Here is a 16,164-nt window from a genome sequence, read left to right as displayed (position 1 = left end):
CCGAACGTCAGGCGAATACCTGACGAAAGAAGGGTCGACCGGTGGACGCGCCTGATTTGGAGCACCAGCCGACCAAGCACCCGCTTGATGATCTAGCAAGCAGTTGCTTGGGTTGGAGCATAGAATGTGATCTGGATAACGTCAAACGCGTAAAAGAGGATTCATGGAAGCGGACGCTATGCACATTCAGGTCGCCTCGACAGACCGATTCCCGCTGGGTGGAAACGCCAAAACGGCCCCACGCCCTGCGGGATTCGATGAAATGAATCCGACAGGGCGTGGAGCCGTTTGTGACTAGGTCCGACTACCGCTGGTTGCGGGGTTTCCAGACCACCAACGCGTTGTTGCGCGGAATCGGAACGAGGTCCCGGCGGTAGCCCGCATGGACTTTCGCGATTTCCTCGGCCAATTCGCGGACGCGATGCTGCAAAGCCTCGACCTGGTTGGTCAGTTCGATGATCCGTTTGATTCCGGCAAGGTTGACGCCCTCGTCCTGCGAAAGCCGTTGCACCTCACGAAGAAGCGCAACATCACGCGGGGAGTAGCGTCGTCCTCCACCAGTGGTTCGGTGAGGGGTGACCAAACCGAGTCGATCGTAGTTGCGCAAGGTCTGCGCATGCATTCCGGCCAACTCGGCTGCCACCGAGATCACGAAGATCTGGGCATCAGGATCGACCGTCGCATCCCATTGATTCTGCGGTCGTTCGGTCATCATGCACCGGCCCACCCGGCCCGTGGATCGAACCCGCTCGCCTTCTCGGCTTCGAGATAGGTCTTCAGCGCTTCGATCGCCGGGTCGTCCAACTTCTGCGGGACGGATACCTTGACGGTGACCAGGAGATCACCGGCACCATCGGGACGCTTGGGGATACCGCGTCCGCGAACTCGCAGAATGCGTCCGTCCACCGTCCCGGCCGGAACCTTCACTCCGACACGGCCCTCCAGGGTCGGCACGGACAGTGTCGTGCCGAGCACCAGTTCGCCGTAGCTCACCGGAACCGTCAGAGTCAGGTCGTCACCGTTGCGGCCGAAGACGCTGTCGGGCTTGACGCGGATGTTGACGAACAGGTCACCGGCCGGTGCTCCGCGGAGGCCCGCTTCGCCCTTGCCCTTGAGCCTGATCTTCTGACCGTCACTCACGCCGGCGGGCACGCGAACCGTGATGGTCCGTGTCCGGTTGGTGACGCCGCTACCGTGGCAGTCCTCGCACGGCGAGTCGATGATCGAGCCGGTTCCCCGGCAATCGTCGCACGGCTCACTGAATCCGAAGGCGCCCTGGTTCCGGCTGACAACGCCGGTTCCGTTGCAATGCGGGCACACTCGCGGGCTGGTGCCTGGCTTCGCGCCGCTGCCGTGGCACGTGGTGCACGACGTCGGACTTGTCAGACGAAGTGGGACGGTGACACCGAGCGCTGCTTCACGGAAGGCGAGCGTCGTCTCGGTCTCGAGATCCTTGCCTCGACGCGGGCGGTTGGGTGCGGCTGTGCGCTGGCCCGCTCCCCCGCGGTTGAACAATCCGCCGAAGATGTCGCCGAGACCCGAGTCCTGCGCGCCGGCACCGCCGCCGAACAGATCGTTGATGTCGAAACCGCCGGCGCCGGGGTTGAATCCGCCGCCGCCTTGGGCGCGGGGGCCGAAGCCTCCGCTGGCAAAGAGGCGCCTGGCCTCGTCGTACTCCTTGCGCTTGTCCGGATCGGACAGAACGGCATGAGCTTCACTGACGGACTTGAAACGCTCTTCGGCCTTCGCATCGTCAGGGTTGGCGTCGGGATGAAGATCCCGAGCCAGCTTGCGATACGCCTTCTTGATTTCGTCGGCCGTCGCGGTGGACGAGACGCCCAGCTCCTTGTAGAAGTCCTTCTCGATCCACTCCCGTTGACTCACTGGGCGTCTCCTCCTCTCACTCTTACTTCGCTTCTTGTTCTGAACCGTCTGCAGGCTTGTCGCCTACCCGGTCCGTCACGGCCACCATCGCGGTCCGAAGGACCCGGTCGCCGAGCTTGTAACCCTTGCGCATGACCGTCCCGAGTACGGGGTCGTGGCCTTCGCCTTCATGCTGCACCGCTTCGTGGAGTGCGGGATCGAAATCGTCACCCTCGTTACCGAAGTCGGTCAAACCCAGACCCGTCAGGGTCGTGTTGAGCTTGTCCGCGAGTGCACGCAGTGGACCCGATTCGAGGTCACCGTGTGCCCGAGCGCGATCCAGGTCGTCGAGGATTCCGATGAGCTCGGTGATGACCGAAGCCCGCGCGGTTTCCTTGATGACCTGCTTGTCACGCTCGACGCGACGACGGTAGTTGGTGAACTCCGCCTGAAGTCGCTGCAGATCCGCAGTTCGTTCGGCGAGCTGATCGGTGGCGGATGCTTCCTCCACGATCGACTCTGCTTCCTGAACTACCCCTGTGTCTTCCGAGTCGAGCGGCGGCAGGGATTCCCCCGCCGCCTCTCCCTGTGCACCGGTCTCGGGGTCGACCGGGTTGTTCTCGGGGTTGTCCGAGGTCACTTCTTGTCCGAGTCGGTGGGCTCGTCGACAACCTCGGCGTCGACGACGTCGTCGTCATTGCCTGCGCCGTCGGTGTTTCCGGCCTCGTTTGCAGCGGAAGCCTCGTAGATGGCCTGGCCCAGAGCCTGCGACTCGGTGCCCAGCTTCTCCACTGCGGTCTTCACTGCAGCGATGTCGGTGCCTGCCAGGGCGTCGTTGACGTCCTTGACCGCTGCCTCGACCTTGGTCAGGATCTCCTCGGAGACCTTGCCCGCGTTCTCACCTTCACGCTGCTCCTTGACGAACTTCTCCGTCTGGTGGACCAGCGACTCGGCCTGGTTGCGAACCTCTGCCTCTTCGCGACGGGCCTTGTCTTCCTCGGCGTGAGCCTCGGCGTCCTTGACCATGCGCTCGATCTCTTCCTTGGACAGACCGGAGCCGTCCTGGATCTTGATCGTGTTTTCCTTGCCGGTGCCCTTGTCCTTCGCCGTCACGTGCACGATGCCGTTGGCGTCGATGTCGAAGGTGACCTCGATCTGCGGAACGCCACGCGGGGCGGGCGGCAGATCGGTGAGCTCGAAGGAACCGAGCAGCTTGTTGTGCGAAGCGATTTCGCGCTCACCCTGGAAGACCTGGATCTGCACCGAAGGCTGATTGTCGTCAGCGGTGGTGAAGGTTTCGGAACGCTTCGTGGGGATCGTGGTGTTGCGCTCGATGAGCTTGGTCATCACGCCACCCTTGGTTTCGATACCGAGGGAAAGCGGCGTGACGTCGAGGAGCAGAACGTCCTTGACCTCACCCTTGAGCACGCCGGCCTGGAGTGCGGCGCCGACTGCGACGACCTCGTCCGGGTTGACGCCCTTGTTGGGCTCACGGCCACCGGTCAGTTCACGAACCAGATCGGAGACGGCCGGCATACGGGTGGAGCCACCGACGAGCACGACATGGTCGATGTCCTTGACGGCGATTCCGCTGTCCTTGATCACTGCCTGGAACGGCGCACGAGTGCGATCGAGCAGGTCCGAGGTGATCTTCTGGAACTCGCTGCGGGTGAGCTGCTCGTCCAGGAAGAGCGGGTTCTTGTCCGCGTCGACCGTGATGTACGGGAGGTTGATGGAGGTGCTCTGCGAGCTGGAGAGCTCGATCTTCGCCTTCTCCGCAGCCTCACGCAGACGCTGCAGCGCCATCTTGTCCTTGGTCAGATCGATGCCGTTCTGAGCCTTGAACTTGTCGACCAGCCAAGCGACGACGCGCTCGTCCCAGTCGTCGCCACCGAGGTGGTTGTCACCGGAGGTTGCGCGAACCTCGACGACGCCGTCGCCGATTTCGAGCAAGGAGACGTCGAAGGTGCCGCCACCGAGGTCGAAGACCAGAATGGTCTGCTCGGTGTCACCCTTGTCCAGTCCGTATGCCAGTGCAGCCGCGGTGGGCTCGTTGACGATACGAAGGACGTTGAGGCCGGCGATCTGGCCGGCTTCCTTGGTTGCCTGACGCTGTGCGTCCTCGAAGTACGCGGGGACGGTGATGACGGCGTCGGTGATGTCTTCGCCGAGGTAAGCCTCCGCGTCACGCTTGAGCTTCATGAGCGTGCGGGCGCTGATTTCCTGCGGCGTGTACTTCTTGCCGTCGATTTCCACGTTCCAGTCAGTGCCGATGTGGCGCTTGACGGAGCGGAGGGTGCGGTCGACGTTCGTGACTGCCTGGTTCTTCGCGGGCTGACCGACGAGAACCTCGCCGTTCTTGGCAAATGCGACCACCGAGGGGGTGGTACGTGAGCCTTCGGCGTTGGCGACCACTACGGGCTCGCCGCCCTCCAGCACTGCAACTACCGAGTTGGTCGTACCGAGATCGATACCGACTGCACGAGCCATAGTGTTCCTACCTTTCGTTCTGCGGTTCTCTGCCCGAGTGGTTGATCTCGAACATGACCGCGAGTTTTTCGCTTGGTGAGCGTCCTCCGCTCAAGTTTGCCTCCGACCGTAGCCGGGAGTCAACTCGAAGTTGAGCCGAGGGCGCTCAAGCTTGTCGAAATGGTCAACTACAGCCCACGTAGATTTGTTCCCGCCTTCCCCGAAAAGCCGAAAAAGTGCGCCACATCACTTCCAGATCTGTACGAATGGCTACGATCGGCCGGTGACCGATCCCGACAATCCTCCCGTTCGACCTGCTCGACCGGCGCCGGCGCGCCCCGCACCCGAGCGACCCGACGTCTCGGTTCGGCCGCTCCGACCTGCAGCGAACGACGAGATGCCCAAGGCCGTGACCTTGTCCACCTCTGCCTGGAAAGGCTCGTTCGTCGTCCTGGCCGGTATCGCCGGAGTGGTAGTCACCAGCCTCGACGACGTCCGGTCAGCCCTCGAGGAATCGACTGCGCGCGACAATCCCGGATACTCGTCCACCGACATCTCCGATGCCGTGACGGTCGTCCTGGTGGGCAGCGGCGGCGGCGGTCTCGTCCTGGTCCTGCTCGCACTCATGAGCCTTCAACTCCTCCGTGCCCGCAAGAACGCCGGGCGGGCGATGACGGCGATCGTGGGAGTCGTGAGCATCGCGGCCGGACTCGGCTTCATGTCTCTGGTCGACGGCGCTGCGGATATCGGCGCTGGAGTTCTGAGATGGGGTCCGATTCTCTACTGCGTCCTTGTCGCAGTGGCGGCGATCGCTCCGTTCACTCCCGGTGTCAGCACCTGGTTGCGAGTACGCCGATGAAGGTTCACGTACAACTCGACTCCGCGCCGGGCGCGGGCGCTGCTCGCAGCCGTGAACTCGCGGAGACCGGCGCCGGCGGCCTGTTCACCTTCGAGGGACCACACGACGTGTTCTTCCCACTCGTCGAAGCGGCATCGGCCGTCGACCTCGACCTGATGACCAACGTCGCCATCGCGTTCCCCCGCAGTCCCATGCATCTGGCGCATTCGGCCAACGACCTGCAGTTGCTCAGTCGCGGGCACTTTCGCCTGGGTCTCGGATCGCAGATCAAACCGCACATCGAAAAACGCTACAGCGCAACGTGGTCGCGTCCAGCGGCCCGCATGAAGGAGACGGTCGCCGCGGTCAAGGCGATCTTCACGGCATGGGAGAACACTTCGACGCTGAACTTCCGCGGCGAGTTCTACACCCACACACTGATGCCACCGACGTTCGATCCCGGCCCCAATCCCTATGGGCCGCCGCCCATCCTGATGGGGGCACTCGGGCCGGTGATGACCCGAACGGCGGCGGAGGTGGCCGACGGACTACTGGTCATGCCGTTCCACACGCACCGCCATTTCCTCGAACGAACACTTCCGGCCGTCGATGCCGGTCTTCGTGAATCCGGCCGCACCCGAGAAGAATTCACGATCATCCCGCAGGTCATCGTCGGCGTCGGCCGCGGCGACGAACAACTCGCCGCGGCTGCACGAGGCGTCCGAGCCCTACTCTCGTTCTACGGTTCGACGCCCGCATACCGTCCGGTGCTCGACGTCGAAGGGTGGGGCGAGGTCCAACCGGAACTCAATGCCCTGTCCAAGCGAGGCGGCTACGCCGACATGGCGTCACTGATCACCGATCCGATGCTGACCACACTCGCCGTCGTCGGCACCCCCGAAGAGTGTGCGGCCGAGATTCGGCGGCGGTTCGGCGAGCATGCCGACGAGGTGTGCTGCTACTTCCCCGGTTACGACGCAGAACCGGCCGACGTGGCGTCGCTGATCTCGTCTCTCGCCTGAACTGCTCAGGCTCGCAGAGTGCGTGCCAACTCGACGAGCGATTCCCGGGCAGCGCGCAGGCTTTCGTCACCCTGCTCGATCAGAGGTGCCATCGCCGGAATACGGTGCGCCAACGTCAGTTCCGCGGTGATGACGGAGACATCCATTCCCATCGACACCCCGAGCACCTGCACGAGTGGCGGGACGGTGTGATCGTTGGCCTCGTTCCCCGAACCCGGCCCATAGGTGTTCCCACGGCTGGACACGATCACCACCGGCTTACCGGCCAGCGGCTGAGTGCGCGTGTCGAAAGGCACCGTCGTCCCCAGGACGTGTACGTAATCGATCCATGCCTTCAACGTGGACGGGATCGACCAGTTGTACATCGGTGCACCGATCACGACTGCGTCCGCAGCGATGAGTTGCTCGATGATCCGAGCCTGCAGTGCTTCCGCGGCGGGATCCGGAATCTCCCCATCGACTCGCAAGCGTGGTGCGTAGTGCAGGGCCGCATCCGCGAGGTGCGGCAACGGATCCCGATGCAGGTCCACCGTCACCGTCGTGTGATCCGGGCTGTTCTTCGACCACTGCTGAGCGAACAGGGCAGTCAGATCACGCGAGGTCGAGTTGTGGAGTTCGGCAGACGAATCGATGTGAAGTAGCTGTGGCATCCCTCATCACTACCAGAGCGCGCTCAACTCTTCTCCGCGGCGAGATCGGATTCTGCCGCGTACTGCGCCAGCAGAACACGTTCGCGCTCGCGATGCGGATAGAAGAACGTCACCACCGCGGCCCCGGCGCACACGATGATGATCGCCGCGATGTAGGCGTTTGTATCCCCGTCCAGGAAGGCGTTTTTGGCGGCGGTCATGATTTGGTCCGCGTATTGCGGGTAGCGTTCCGCCAGAACTTCGGCGCTGGAGAAAGATTTGGTGAGCGCGGCCTGAGTTTCGGGAGTCACCTCCGATGCGTTCGGTGATGACGAGATCGCATTACCCAACGATTTTGCGTACCCGGCCGTGAGTATTCCGCCGAGAATCGACTGCATGATGGCCCCGCCCAGGTCGCGTTGCAGGTCCGACGTTCCCGACGCCATACCCGCGCGATGCACGGGAACGGATCCTGTGAGAGAACGAGATGCCGGTGTGCCGGCCAGGCCGACGCCGATGCCGACCAGTGCGTAGGCCAGCGCGACCTGCCAGTACTGGGTGCTTTCGTTCCACAGGAACAGCGCGACGAACAACCCCAGAACGACGAACAAGTAGCCGGAGAGCAGCGTGACGCGGGCGCCGTACCTTTCGATCATGGTCGCCGAGCGCGGCGCAACGATCACCATCGCCAGCGCAGCCGGAATGATGGCCGCACCGGCTGCCAGCGTCGAGTAGCCGAGGACGTTCTGCAGGAACTGCTGGCCGATGAACATCGCACCCATGAGCGAACCGAACACGACCAAACCGCCCACCGCCGCGACCCAGAAGGTCGGGCGCGCGGCTACGTGAAGATCGAACAACGGATTGACCGCACGTCGCTGTTGCAGGAAGAACCCGATACCCGCGACGACCGCTATCGCCCCGAGCACGAGAGCCAACGTGCCCGAACCCTTCACCGGCGCGAAGTTGATGGACAACACCAGCGCCCCGATGAAGACGATCGACACTGTGCCGCCGAGGTGATCGACCCGCTCGGTCGTCTCGTTGACGTGAGCGGGCACCAACACCAGCGAACAGATCAGGGCCACGAGAGCCAACGGAAGGGTGACGAAGAAGACCGAACCCCAGTGAAACTGCTCGAGCAGCGCCCCCGAGACGATCGGACCGAGTGCTGAAATCGCGCCACCGATTGCCGACCACATGGCAATCGCCTTGGTTCGTGCCGGCCCGGCCCACAGCGCCGTGATGATCGCCAGCGTCGTCGGGAATGCCAGACCTGCCGACACGCCCCCGACTATCCGAGCGAGGAACAGCACTTCGAAGTTCCCGGCGAATCCCGCCACGATCGACGCCGGAATGGACAGCGCCATACCGGTGACCAGCAACATCTTGCGGCCGTATCGGTCTCCCAAGGCCCCCAGGTAGAGCACCGTTCCGGCCAGGCCGAGCGAGTACCCGACCGCGATCAGGTTCAGTTGCGTCTGGCTGGCGTCGAAGGCCCGCCCGATGTCCGGCAGCGCGACATTCGCGACCGAGAGGTTGAGGTTCGCGACCGCAGCGACCAGGATGAGCGTCCCCAGGACGAGGGTGGCTCGATCCGGTGAAGCGGACTTGATGTCACTCGCCATGCGCGTGCTCCCATCGAGGTGGGACCCGGACCTGGGAGTTATGCCCGGATCATCCCGAACTCAAGATAGAACCCTCTCCAAGCGCTCGCACAGTGAACGGGTCCCTATTCGGGCACAATTTCAGCCAAGACGCCCTCGGCGCTGCGGGCAGCAACCAGGCACGCGCGCGAGGTAAACCTGTCGAAGAGCGGATGCCTGGACAACTCGCGCCATCGCCGGACAGCCGCCGTAGCCCGCGCACGCTGCACCTCCGGCGATTCTTCCGGTTCGCAGCCCAGACGGTCACTGGCCCGGATTCCGTAGCCACCGATCAGTCTTTGCAGTTGTGCCAGGTCGTCGGGTGGCAGATCCGTGTGTACCGAACGAAGTCGCCCGAGCAGTCGAAGTTCGTGGAAACCGTGAACGTCGGCGAGCAACCGTTGTGCCTCTGCCGCGATCTGATCGCCTTCCTCACTCGGATCGGCTTCGAGGATCCTGCCCAACGTCACCAGAGCTGTGTGCGATTTCAGTTGATCCGCGCGCTGCCCGAATTGAACGTCGATCACCTGACGCAGTTCGTCCAATCCGCTTCGCTCCAACAATTCCGCGGCCAGGGACGGGGAATCAGTGGCGCCCAGCTTGATCGACGTCACGGCGAGACGAATTCCGAAGAGCCCGAACCGATCGGCCAACTGCGCCCGCATGGCCGCCTCGACCGGGAGCGGACTGTCCTGCCTGGCAAAACGATCCGCGGAAAGCAAGGCCAGGCTCAGATCCTCGGCCGGAACCTGCGCGAGCGCCGAGAAGGCCGCGAACTCACTCTGCCGCATCGTCCGAGCAGCGAGGGCGAGCAAACCTGCCACCGGAACCACCGACTGGCACAGGCCGGTTCGCTCCAACTCCTCGGCAAATCGTGCCGCGACGTCCTTCGCCGAGGACAACGCGTCGAGTCTGCCTGCGCCGACCTCGTCAGCGCGCGAGAGAACACCGATCACTCCGAGCGGGCCGGATTCTCCGCCGACATGATCAGCGATCTTCCCGAGGAACTGCATGTCGCTGGCGTTCAGGGCGCGCAGCAGATAGACCACTGCATCCGCGCCCGGTGCCCCGCCGTCGGGAACAAGCATGTCCCACGTTCTGGCCGAAACCTCGGTCGAGAGCGACGAGGTACCAGGGGTGTCGATGATCGTCGTGCGAGCCAATGCCGAAGACGGCCAGTCGACGTCGATGCGGTCCACCGAGTCTGCGGTGTACTCCCCCAGATCGAACGTGAGCCTGCCGTCGCGGCGCGTAACCGGCACGTTGAACTCGGCACCGTTCTCGGCCGTCGCGGTCACCTGCGGCGTTGTCCCGTTCCGATACCAGGTGACGACGCGCGTGCACTCCGTCGCGTCGGTCGGCGCTATATCCTGTCCGACAAGCGAATTGAGCAGCGTCGACTTACCCGCCTTGAGGGAGCCGGCGAGCGCCACTCGGAGTGGCTCGTCGAGCCTGGCCGCACATTCTTCCAACTGGGCTCGCGTCTGCGGTTGGTCCGCGTAGACCCGTCTGGCGTGGTCGATCAGTGCGTGTGCCGACTCCACGGCGGTCAGCGCAGTCGCGGCATTCATGCGTTGGTCACCTTTGCCGAAGCAGGAGCGGGAGTTTCGCCGATCAGCGTTGCGGCAACGGCATCAAGCTCTGCGACGACGCGCATGTCGGTCTCCAGACGCTTGATACGAGCTGCATGTTCACTCGACTCCAACTGCGCGGCTTCCTGCGTGGCGCGGAGGGATTCGTTGATCGAGCGCAGCGCCTGCTCGGCGATGTCGGTGAAATGATCCCGCAGAAGCCGCTGCACCAGGCGGAGGCGATCCTTCGACTCCTTGCCCACCTGGAAGCTGACGTCGTCGGCAAACCGTCGGATAGCCGCTTTCGCCTCGGCCCGACGCTTGAGCACCTGCGCTTGCTTGTCTTCGCGATAAGCCTTGGTACCCAGCAGAACCCCGGCTCCGATCGAGATCGGGTTGACCAGTGCCATGCCCATCATCGTGGTGATCAAGCCGAACATCAGGACGCCGCCGTACGAGCCGCGCATGCCGACCAGGACCTTCTGAGTGATCCCGATTCGGCCGGATTCGAGGTCCGACAACGCGCCAACCGGTTCCAGGAAACCGTCGGTGTCGGCAACGTCGAGATGCGGGAGCGCGACGTCGCCGGTCTCTGCAAAGTGCTGCGCCACAACCTCTGCCAACCATTGAGCTCGATCGTGAGCCCACACGAAGTTGTCTCCGATGGCGGTGGCAATCTCCTGTTCGAGCCACTCCCCTACTACGTCCCAGTCCTTACCGGGATCGCCTTCGTCGACAGTCTCCTCGGCCTGGCGGGTGACCCGGCGCAACCGGTCCCGGAGGTCGTGATCGATGTCGGCGGCGAGGTCTGCGATGCCGTCGCCGAGGCTCTGTTGCCAGAGTGAGGTCTTCTTGTGCAGTTCCTCGGCCGCTGCCCGAGCACGCTGCAGGCCGGCAACCGCTGCCTGAGCTGTCGACGGATCCTTCAACGCCGCAAGCTCACTGCCCATCTCCAACGTCAGATGCGCTGCCGCGGAACGGACGTCCATCGCAACGGCGCGTCGAGTGTTCGACTCGGCACGCGCAACGACGTTGTCCCGCAAGAACTGATAGAGGTCCAAAAATCCGGATTCCGCTTCGAGTTCCTTGTCCCCCAGCCTCAGAGCGTGCGACCGCAGTACCGAGGAGATCGGAATGACCGGCAAGTCCAACCCGGCTCGCTGGAGATGTCCGCGATCGGCGTCGAGGATCTGCCGCCAGTGCGGGTACAGATCGGTCTTGCTGATCAACCCGGCTACCGCAGGACACAGATTGACGACCTGGCGGATGAATCCCAGCTCCGGTTCGGTGAACTCCTGGCTGGAGTCCGACAGAACCAACACTGCATCAGCCGCAGTGATCAATCCCAATGTTCCTGCAGCATGAGGATTTCCATGACCACCGACACCGGGGGTGTCGATCAGAACCAAACCGTCGGCCAACAGAGGACTGGGAACACCCACTTCCACACGCAGAACTTCACGCCCTTCGGCGCGAGGCGTGGCCGGGGTGATCCCCATCAGTTCTTCGAGCGGGAGGGGCACCCGAATGGGCGCCGCACCCGGATCGGCGAGAATCAGTTCGGCGACCGCGGTCTCCGCGTGCTGAACGACCGTCGCCACGGCAGTGGTCTCGTCGTCACCGACCGAGCACACGTCGATGCCGAGCAGAGAATTGACGAACTGGCTCTTGCCCTGCTTGAGGGGTCCGACCACCACGATACGAATACGCGGATCATTGACTCTGACCTGCGCATTCTCGAGTCGGCGCACCAGATCCGTTCGCCCGAAATCCTTCGCCACGACTGCTGTTCGTTCGAGCAACGACGCCGTCGACGACGCGACGCGCGCCTTCCGACTGCTTACCTGACTCGCTGAATCACTCATGAGCTTCGTTGACCCGCAATTCTTCCCGACTCGAATATCCGGCCCTGCGAACGCATAGCGCGCGCAGGGCCGGATTTGTTACATCAGGTCATTTTGACCGATTTCAGTTCCTGCGTCAGCAGATCAGGGATGCAGGTGATCGACAACCGCAACCGGGTCGATGTGATCGACCGGCGCTGCAACCGAATCCTCGGCGAAGAGCGAGTGCCCGGTATCGGCGCTCAGTCCCGAATCGGAGCCCGAACCGAAAGCATCGGTCGCATCGATCGACGACCACGGGTTCAGCGCACCGGTCAACGAACTCGTCAGGTCGGACACTCCGCTGACTGCTCCACCGAGTGATCCACCCAGGTCAGCGACGCCGCCGCCGCCAACGGTACCGCCACCGTCGACGGTGCCACCAGCAGCCGCGGCTGCGTCGGCACCGATCGAACCCGTCACGTCGGTAGCTGCTCCGACAGCCCCGCCGAGCGATCCACCGAGATCGGTGACGCCGTTCAGTGCTCCGCCGAGCGACCCGCTCAATGCTCCGCCGAGCGACCCTCCCAAACCGGCTGCCGCGTTCGTGGCTGCGTCGAGACCTGCGGTTGCGTCGAGCCCTGCTGTTGCGTCCAGAGCACCGCCCACCGTCGCTCCGAGATCGCCGGTCACAGCACCGAGGTTCAGTCCGTCCGCCGCGATACCTCCGAGGTCGACGGAAGGCAGTTCAGCGGAGATCGGGCCAAGGTTCACTGCGCCGAGGTCGACGGAAGGCAGGTCGGCGCCGATCGAACCGGTGTCGATTCCGCCGAGGTTCAGTGCCGTGTCCAGCGCTCCACCGAGTGCACCTTCGGCACCGAGAACGCTGTCGAGTGAGCCCCCCAGCCCGAGGCCGGCGCCCAGCGCACCGTCCAGCGCGCCGGTGAGGTCCGTGCCCACGGAACCGACAGCACCCAAGCCACCTGCACCTGCGAGAGCGGTGTCGAGAGCCGCAGCCACACCGGCGGCCAAGCCTGCTTCGCCGCCCAGGCCGAGTGCACCACCGAGGTCGATTCCGGTAAGTCCACCTGCGCCCAGCGCCGCGTCGAGGGCGCCGCCGAGTCCACCTGCGAGCCCGGCATCGACGCCGAGCGCCGAACCGAGGACGCCTTCGAGAGCCGTCGACAGATTCGCGCCGCCGCCCAGAGCCGCTGCGAGGTCTGCTCCGAGACCGCCTTCGATGTCGAGTGCTCCCCCGAGCAATCCGCCCAGTGCGCCGCCCAGGTCGGCTCCGACCGTTCCGCCGGCGCCGAGGGCACCGGAGAGTGCTGCGCTGAGCTGAGCGCCGAGGTCCGCGCCGCCGCCGAGTACGGCGTCAAGGTCGAGTCCTCCGCCGAGGCCCAGTGCTGCGTCGAGTGCGCCGCCGAGTGCAGTTTCCAATCCGCCACCGACGCCGAGTGCGCCGCCGAGTGCGCCGCTCAGGGCAGCACCGAGGTCGAGGCCGCCTGCGATATCGGTGAGGACGCCGACATCCGTGATCGCTCCGAGGACGCCGCCGAGCGATGCACCCAGATCGGCGCCGATCGTGCCGCCGGCTCCCAGGACACCGGAGAGCGCGCCGGACAATGCCGTGCTGAGGTCGCCCGTCAGAGCGCCGGCCAGATCCAGGCCGCCGCCGAAGGCAAGGGCGGATTCCAGAGCGCCGGTCAGGCTCGCCCCCAGTTCGCCGCCGATGTCGAGAAGACCACTGAGGTCTGCTGCGCCGCCGAGGAGTCCACCGAGAGCCAGTCCGAGATCGGCTCCGAGATCGCCACCGATGGCGAAGACGGGTGCGAGAGCTCCGTTGAGCCCTGCCGTCAGGTCGAGTCCGCCGACCGCGCCGATCGCGGCGTCGAGGGCTGCTCCCAGTTCCGCGGTCAGGCCGCCGGTCACCCCGAGGGCACCGCTCAGAGCCGCGCTGAGCTGTGCGCCCAGATCGAGAGCTCCCTCGAGATCGAGTGCACCGCCCAGACCGAGACCGGCTTCGATGACAGCGCCGAAGGCTGCACCGAGGTCGGCACTGATCTCGCCGCCGATGGCAAGCGCAGCACTGAGGGCTGCTGCGAAGTCGCCGACCAGGTCGAACTGGCCGCCGAGGGCTCCTCCGACTCCGAGGCCCGCGCCGGCGCCGAGACCCAGGCTGCCGCCCAGACCGCCACCGAGACCACCGGTGAGGCCGCCGCCGATTCCGAGTCCGCCGCCGATTGCACCGGCAGCGGACGCGCCGGCGTTGACGATCGCGGACAGGTCGGCGCCGCCACCGGCAAAGAGGCCGGACTCGGCGACCAGCGGAGCGACCGCGACGATGTCGGCGGGGCTGACATCGCACAGACCGGCAGCATTGAGGGCCGCAGTCGGGTTGGCGCAGTAGTTGGCAGCTGCCTCGTCGTCACGAAGTAGCCCGAGGATGAATTCGAGTACGGCGTTCGTTGCCATGGCGGGTTCTCCTGAAGTTCGTTGACCGGGTTGTTGCCGGTGGGTTGTTGCCGGTGATCCGGAAACTGGTGCGCTGCCAGAGGTAGCGAGTGGAATCAACGCTAAGAACTTTTGCGGTGGGGGCCAACGGGGTGCACCCCCCTCATCTGCAGGGGCGGACGGGGAAGTCCCCTATGGGCTACGCCCGGTCGGATTAGGGGATTTGCCCCGATTAGGGGATCGGCCCCCTACTTCTTCGCGACGCCTCCGATCCGGTAACGATCTTGGTCCTGAAACCGACATCGCAGACAACCGCGACAGTCCTTCTGTCGCCCACGACCAGGGGAGTTCGTTCATGGCGGCAGGGCTCGGCATCAGCATCGGTTCGGCCACTCTCGTAGCTGTCACCGACGGCTCGACCGGTGAAACGCAACAGGTCCGCTTACCCAGTGCACTGCAATTGGACGACGGATCCGTCGTCACCGGATTTGTCGAGCGCGTCGGCGACCCCATTCCGATACTTGCCGCCGACGGTACCGAGTACCGTGGCGAGGCTCTCGCGGCAACAGCGGTAGGCGCGCTCGTGGGCCAGGCGGACGGCGATGAAGCGACAACCGTTGTCCTGGCTCACCCGGTGGCGTGGAACCGCCACACAACACGCACCATGGAGTCCGCGCTGGACGATGCCGGGGTGCACGGGGCTACTCTCGTCGCCGAACCTGCGGCCGTCATGGCGTGGCTTGCCGCTTCCGGAACCGCTGTCAACGACGGTCTGACCGTCGTCTACGACCTCGGCGCTCGCTCGCTCGACGTCACGATGATGTCCACGACCGGCGGACGGAGCGAAATCTTCGGAAAGCCACTGCGCAGCGAGGACATCGGCGGCGACGAATTCGATCACCTCGTCACCGTGCACCTGCTCGATGCGGTTTCCGACCACTTCGCAACCCTTGATCCGTTTGCTCCCGAGACGATTGCCGCGCTGGAAACTCTGCGCGAGAATGCCCGCGCAGCCAAGGAGGAGCTTTCCACCGAGACGGAAACCGTTGCCCGAGTGGCGCTTCCCGGCGCCCTGAGCGACATCCGACTCGTCCGTTCCGAGCTCGAGGATCTGATCCGGCCCGCCCTCACCGAATCGGTGGCTTTGGTGCGTGAAAGCCTGCGATCTGCCGGCGTCGAGTCCAGTGACGTAAATCAGGTTGTTCTGGCCGGAGGAAGCTCGTCCATTCCCCTAGTCGCCGAACTGTTGTCTGCGGAGCTTCGTGTCCCGGTGATCGCCGACGCCGATCCAGCGTCGTGCGCGGCGTCCGGCGCCGCGGCCCTCGCACTCGACGCCAGAGACTCGCACGTGCCGGCCGCCGCCACTGCAGTGATTCCCGTCGAGCCGTCGCGCAAGCCCGCACCGGTTCCCACCTTCTCCACGCCGTTGATTGCCGAGCCGACCGAAGAAGAGAACACGGCGACTCGACGCTCGTCGAGAGTGGGTGTCGTTGCTGCAGTGGTGGGAGCATTCATCGTGCTCGCCGCAGGCGGACTCGGAATCGGAACAGCCATGGACAAGATCAACATTCCGTCCAGTTCGGCGAACACCACCAACGATTCCACCTCGTCCACCGCTTCGACCACACCGGGCTCTACTCCCGGCAGCACCACGGCAGCCGAAGCAGCAGGCACCGGATCCACGACTGCGAACAACGGTACTCAGAACAATCAGCCCGGATCTCCCTCTGCCGCAGCGGGTTCGACGACGGCGCCAGGGGCAGTGCCGGTTGCCGGCGCACCGGCTGGATCCGCGCCCGCACCGGGCGAGACCGCCCAGTCGGCGCCTGCACCTGCCGCACCCGGCGCC

Annotated in this window: 12 protein-coding genes; 3 read left to right on the top strand and 9 right to left on the bottom strand. The window is 64.7% G+C overall.

The window, feature by feature from the left end:
• Nucleotides 1-304 precede the first annotated feature (304 nt).
• From G8767_RS14825 to dnaK, 4 genes are read right to left on the bottom strand one after another with little or no spacing between them, the layout of a single operon-like run.
• Nucleotides 305-712, bottom strand: coding sequence for a helix-turn-helix domain-containing protein (locus tag G8767_RS14825; protein WP_020906601.1), 408 nt, complete (start codon nt 710-712; stop codon nt 305-307).
• Nucleotides 712-1,884, bottom strand: a complete 1,173-nt coding sequence (dnaJ, locus tag G8767_RS14820) for a molecular chaperone DnaJ (RefSeq protein ID WP_095972474.1) — start codon at nt 1,882-1,884, stop codon at nt 712-714. The genes G8767_RS14825 and dnaJ overlap by 1 nt, the downstream gene beginning before the upstream one ends.
• Before the next feature lie 22 nt (nt 1,885-1,906).
• Entirely contained in the window at nt 1,907-2,503 is a 597-nt protein-coding gene (gene grpE / locus G8767_RS14815; RefSeq protein ID WP_095972475.1) for a nucleotide exchange factor GrpE, read from the bottom strand.
• The gene (gene dnaK, locus G8767_RS14810) at nt 2,500-4,353 is read right to left on the bottom strand and encodes a molecular chaperone DnaK (protein ID WP_003944365.1); all 1,854 of its coding nucleotides are present in this window, start codon (nt 4,351-4,353) and stop codon (nt 2,500-2,502) included. The genes grpE and dnaK overlap by 4 nt, the downstream gene beginning before the upstream one ends.
• A 262-nt stretch (nt 4,354-4,615) precedes the next feature.
• On the opposite strand from dnaK, the gene G8767_RS14805 reads away from it, so the two are divergent.
• Both G8767_RS14805 and G8767_RS14800 read left to right on the top strand, forming a co-directional pair.
• Nucleotides 4,616-5,191, top strand: coding sequence for a hypothetical protein (locus G8767_RS14805; RefSeq protein ID WP_240952327.1), 576 nt, complete (start codon nt 4,616-4,618; stop codon nt 5,189-5,191).
• A complete protein-coding gene (locus tag G8767_RS14800) occupies nt 5,188-6,192 on the top strand; it encodes a TIGR03617 family F420-dependent LLM class oxidoreductase (protein ID WP_166810578.1) in 1,005 nt (334 codons plus the stop codon). The genes G8767_RS14805 and G8767_RS14800 overlap by 4 nt, the downstream gene beginning before the upstream one ends.
• Nucleotides 6,193-6,197: 5 nt before the next feature.
• On the opposite strand, the gene G8767_RS14795 is transcribed toward G8767_RS14800, so the two are convergent.
• The 5 genes from G8767_RS14795 to G8767_RS14775 form a co-directional block, all read right to left on the bottom strand.
• Nucleotides 6,198-6,842: an NAD(P)H-dependent oxidoreductase gene (locus G8767_RS14795; protein ID WP_124567338.1), complete on the bottom strand. Its 645-nt coding sequence runs from the start codon at nt 6,840-6,842 to the stop codon at nt 6,198-6,200.
• Between the two features lie 23 nt (nt 6,843-6,865).
• The gene (locus G8767_RS14790) at nt 6,866-8,449 is read right to left on the bottom strand and encodes an MFS transporter (protein ID WP_166810577.1); all 1,584 of its coding nucleotides are present in this window, start codon (nt 8,447-8,449) and stop codon (nt 6,866-6,868) included.
• Nucleotides 8,450-8,553: 104 nt separating this feature from the next.
• Nucleotides 8,554-10,038 carry a dynamin family protein gene (locus tag G8767_RS14785; RefSeq protein ID WP_206029390.1) on the bottom strand — a complete coding sequence of 495 codons (1,485 nt, stop codon included), beginning with the start codon at nt 10,036-10,038 and terminating at the stop codon, nt 8,554-8,556.
• Complete coding sequence (locus G8767_RS14780; protein WP_095972480.1) at nt 10,035-11,903, bottom strand: dynamin family protein; 1,869 nt, start codon at nt 11,901-11,903, stop codon at nt 10,035-10,037. Before G8767_RS14780 ends, G8767_RS14785 begins: the two co-directional genes overlap by 4 nt.
• Before the next feature lie 123 nt (nt 11,904-12,026).
• Complete coding sequence (locus tag G8767_RS14775; RefSeq protein ID WP_166810576.1) at nt 12,027-14,336, bottom strand: IniB N-terminal domain-containing protein; 2,310 nt, start codon at nt 14,334-14,336, stop codon at nt 12,027-12,029.
• Nucleotides 14,337-14,670: 334 nt separating this feature from the next.
• Between G8767_RS14775 and G8767_RS14770 the strand changes: the two genes are divergently transcribed.
• On the top strand, nt 14,671-16,164 hold a 1,494-nt coding region (locus G8767_RS14770), incomplete at its 3' end, for an Hsp70 family protein (RefSeq protein ID WP_166810575.1).

The sequence above is a fragment of the Rhodococcus sp. IC4_135 genome (genome assembly GCF_011602025.1).
Lineage (GTDB): Bacteria > Actinomycetota > Actinomycetes > Mycobacteriales > Mycobacteriaceae > Rhodococcus_F > Rhodococcus_F baikonurensis.
Note: the sequence above shows the minus strand (reverse complement) of the source record. Positions and strands in the feature narration are given on the sequence as shown.

Coding starts and splice junctions, on each gene's coding strand:
- G8767_RS14825 (WP_020906601.1), bottom strand. CDS start 712: ATGACCGAACGACCGCAGAATCAATGGGATGCGACGGTCGATCCTGAT.
- dnaK (WP_003944365.1), bottom strand. CDS start 4,353: ATGGCTCGTGCAGTCGGTATCGATCTCGGTACGACCAACTCGGTAGTT.
- G8767_RS14800 (WP_166810578.1), top strand. CDS start 5,188: ATGAAGGTTCACGTACAACTCGACTCCGCGCCGGGCGCGGGCGCTGCT.
- G8767_RS14795 (WP_124567338.1), bottom strand. CDS start 6,842: ATGCCACAGCTACTTCACATCGATTCGTCTGCCGAACTCCACAACTCG.
- G8767_RS14790 (WP_166810577.1), bottom strand. CDS start 8,449: ATGGCGAGTGACATCAAGTCCGCTTCACCGGATCGAGCCACCCTCGTC.
- G8767_RS14785 (WP_206029390.1), bottom strand. CDS start 10,038: ATGAATGCCGCGACTGCGCTGACCGCCGTGGAGTCGGCACACGCACTG.
- G8767_RS14780 (WP_095972480.1), bottom strand. CDS start 11,903: ATGAGTGATTCAGCGAGTCAGGTAAGCAGTCGGAAGGCGCGCGTCGCG.
- G8767_RS14775 (WP_166810576.1), bottom strand. CDS start 14,336: ATGGCAACGAACGCCGTACTCGAATTCATCCTCGGGCTACTTCGTGAC.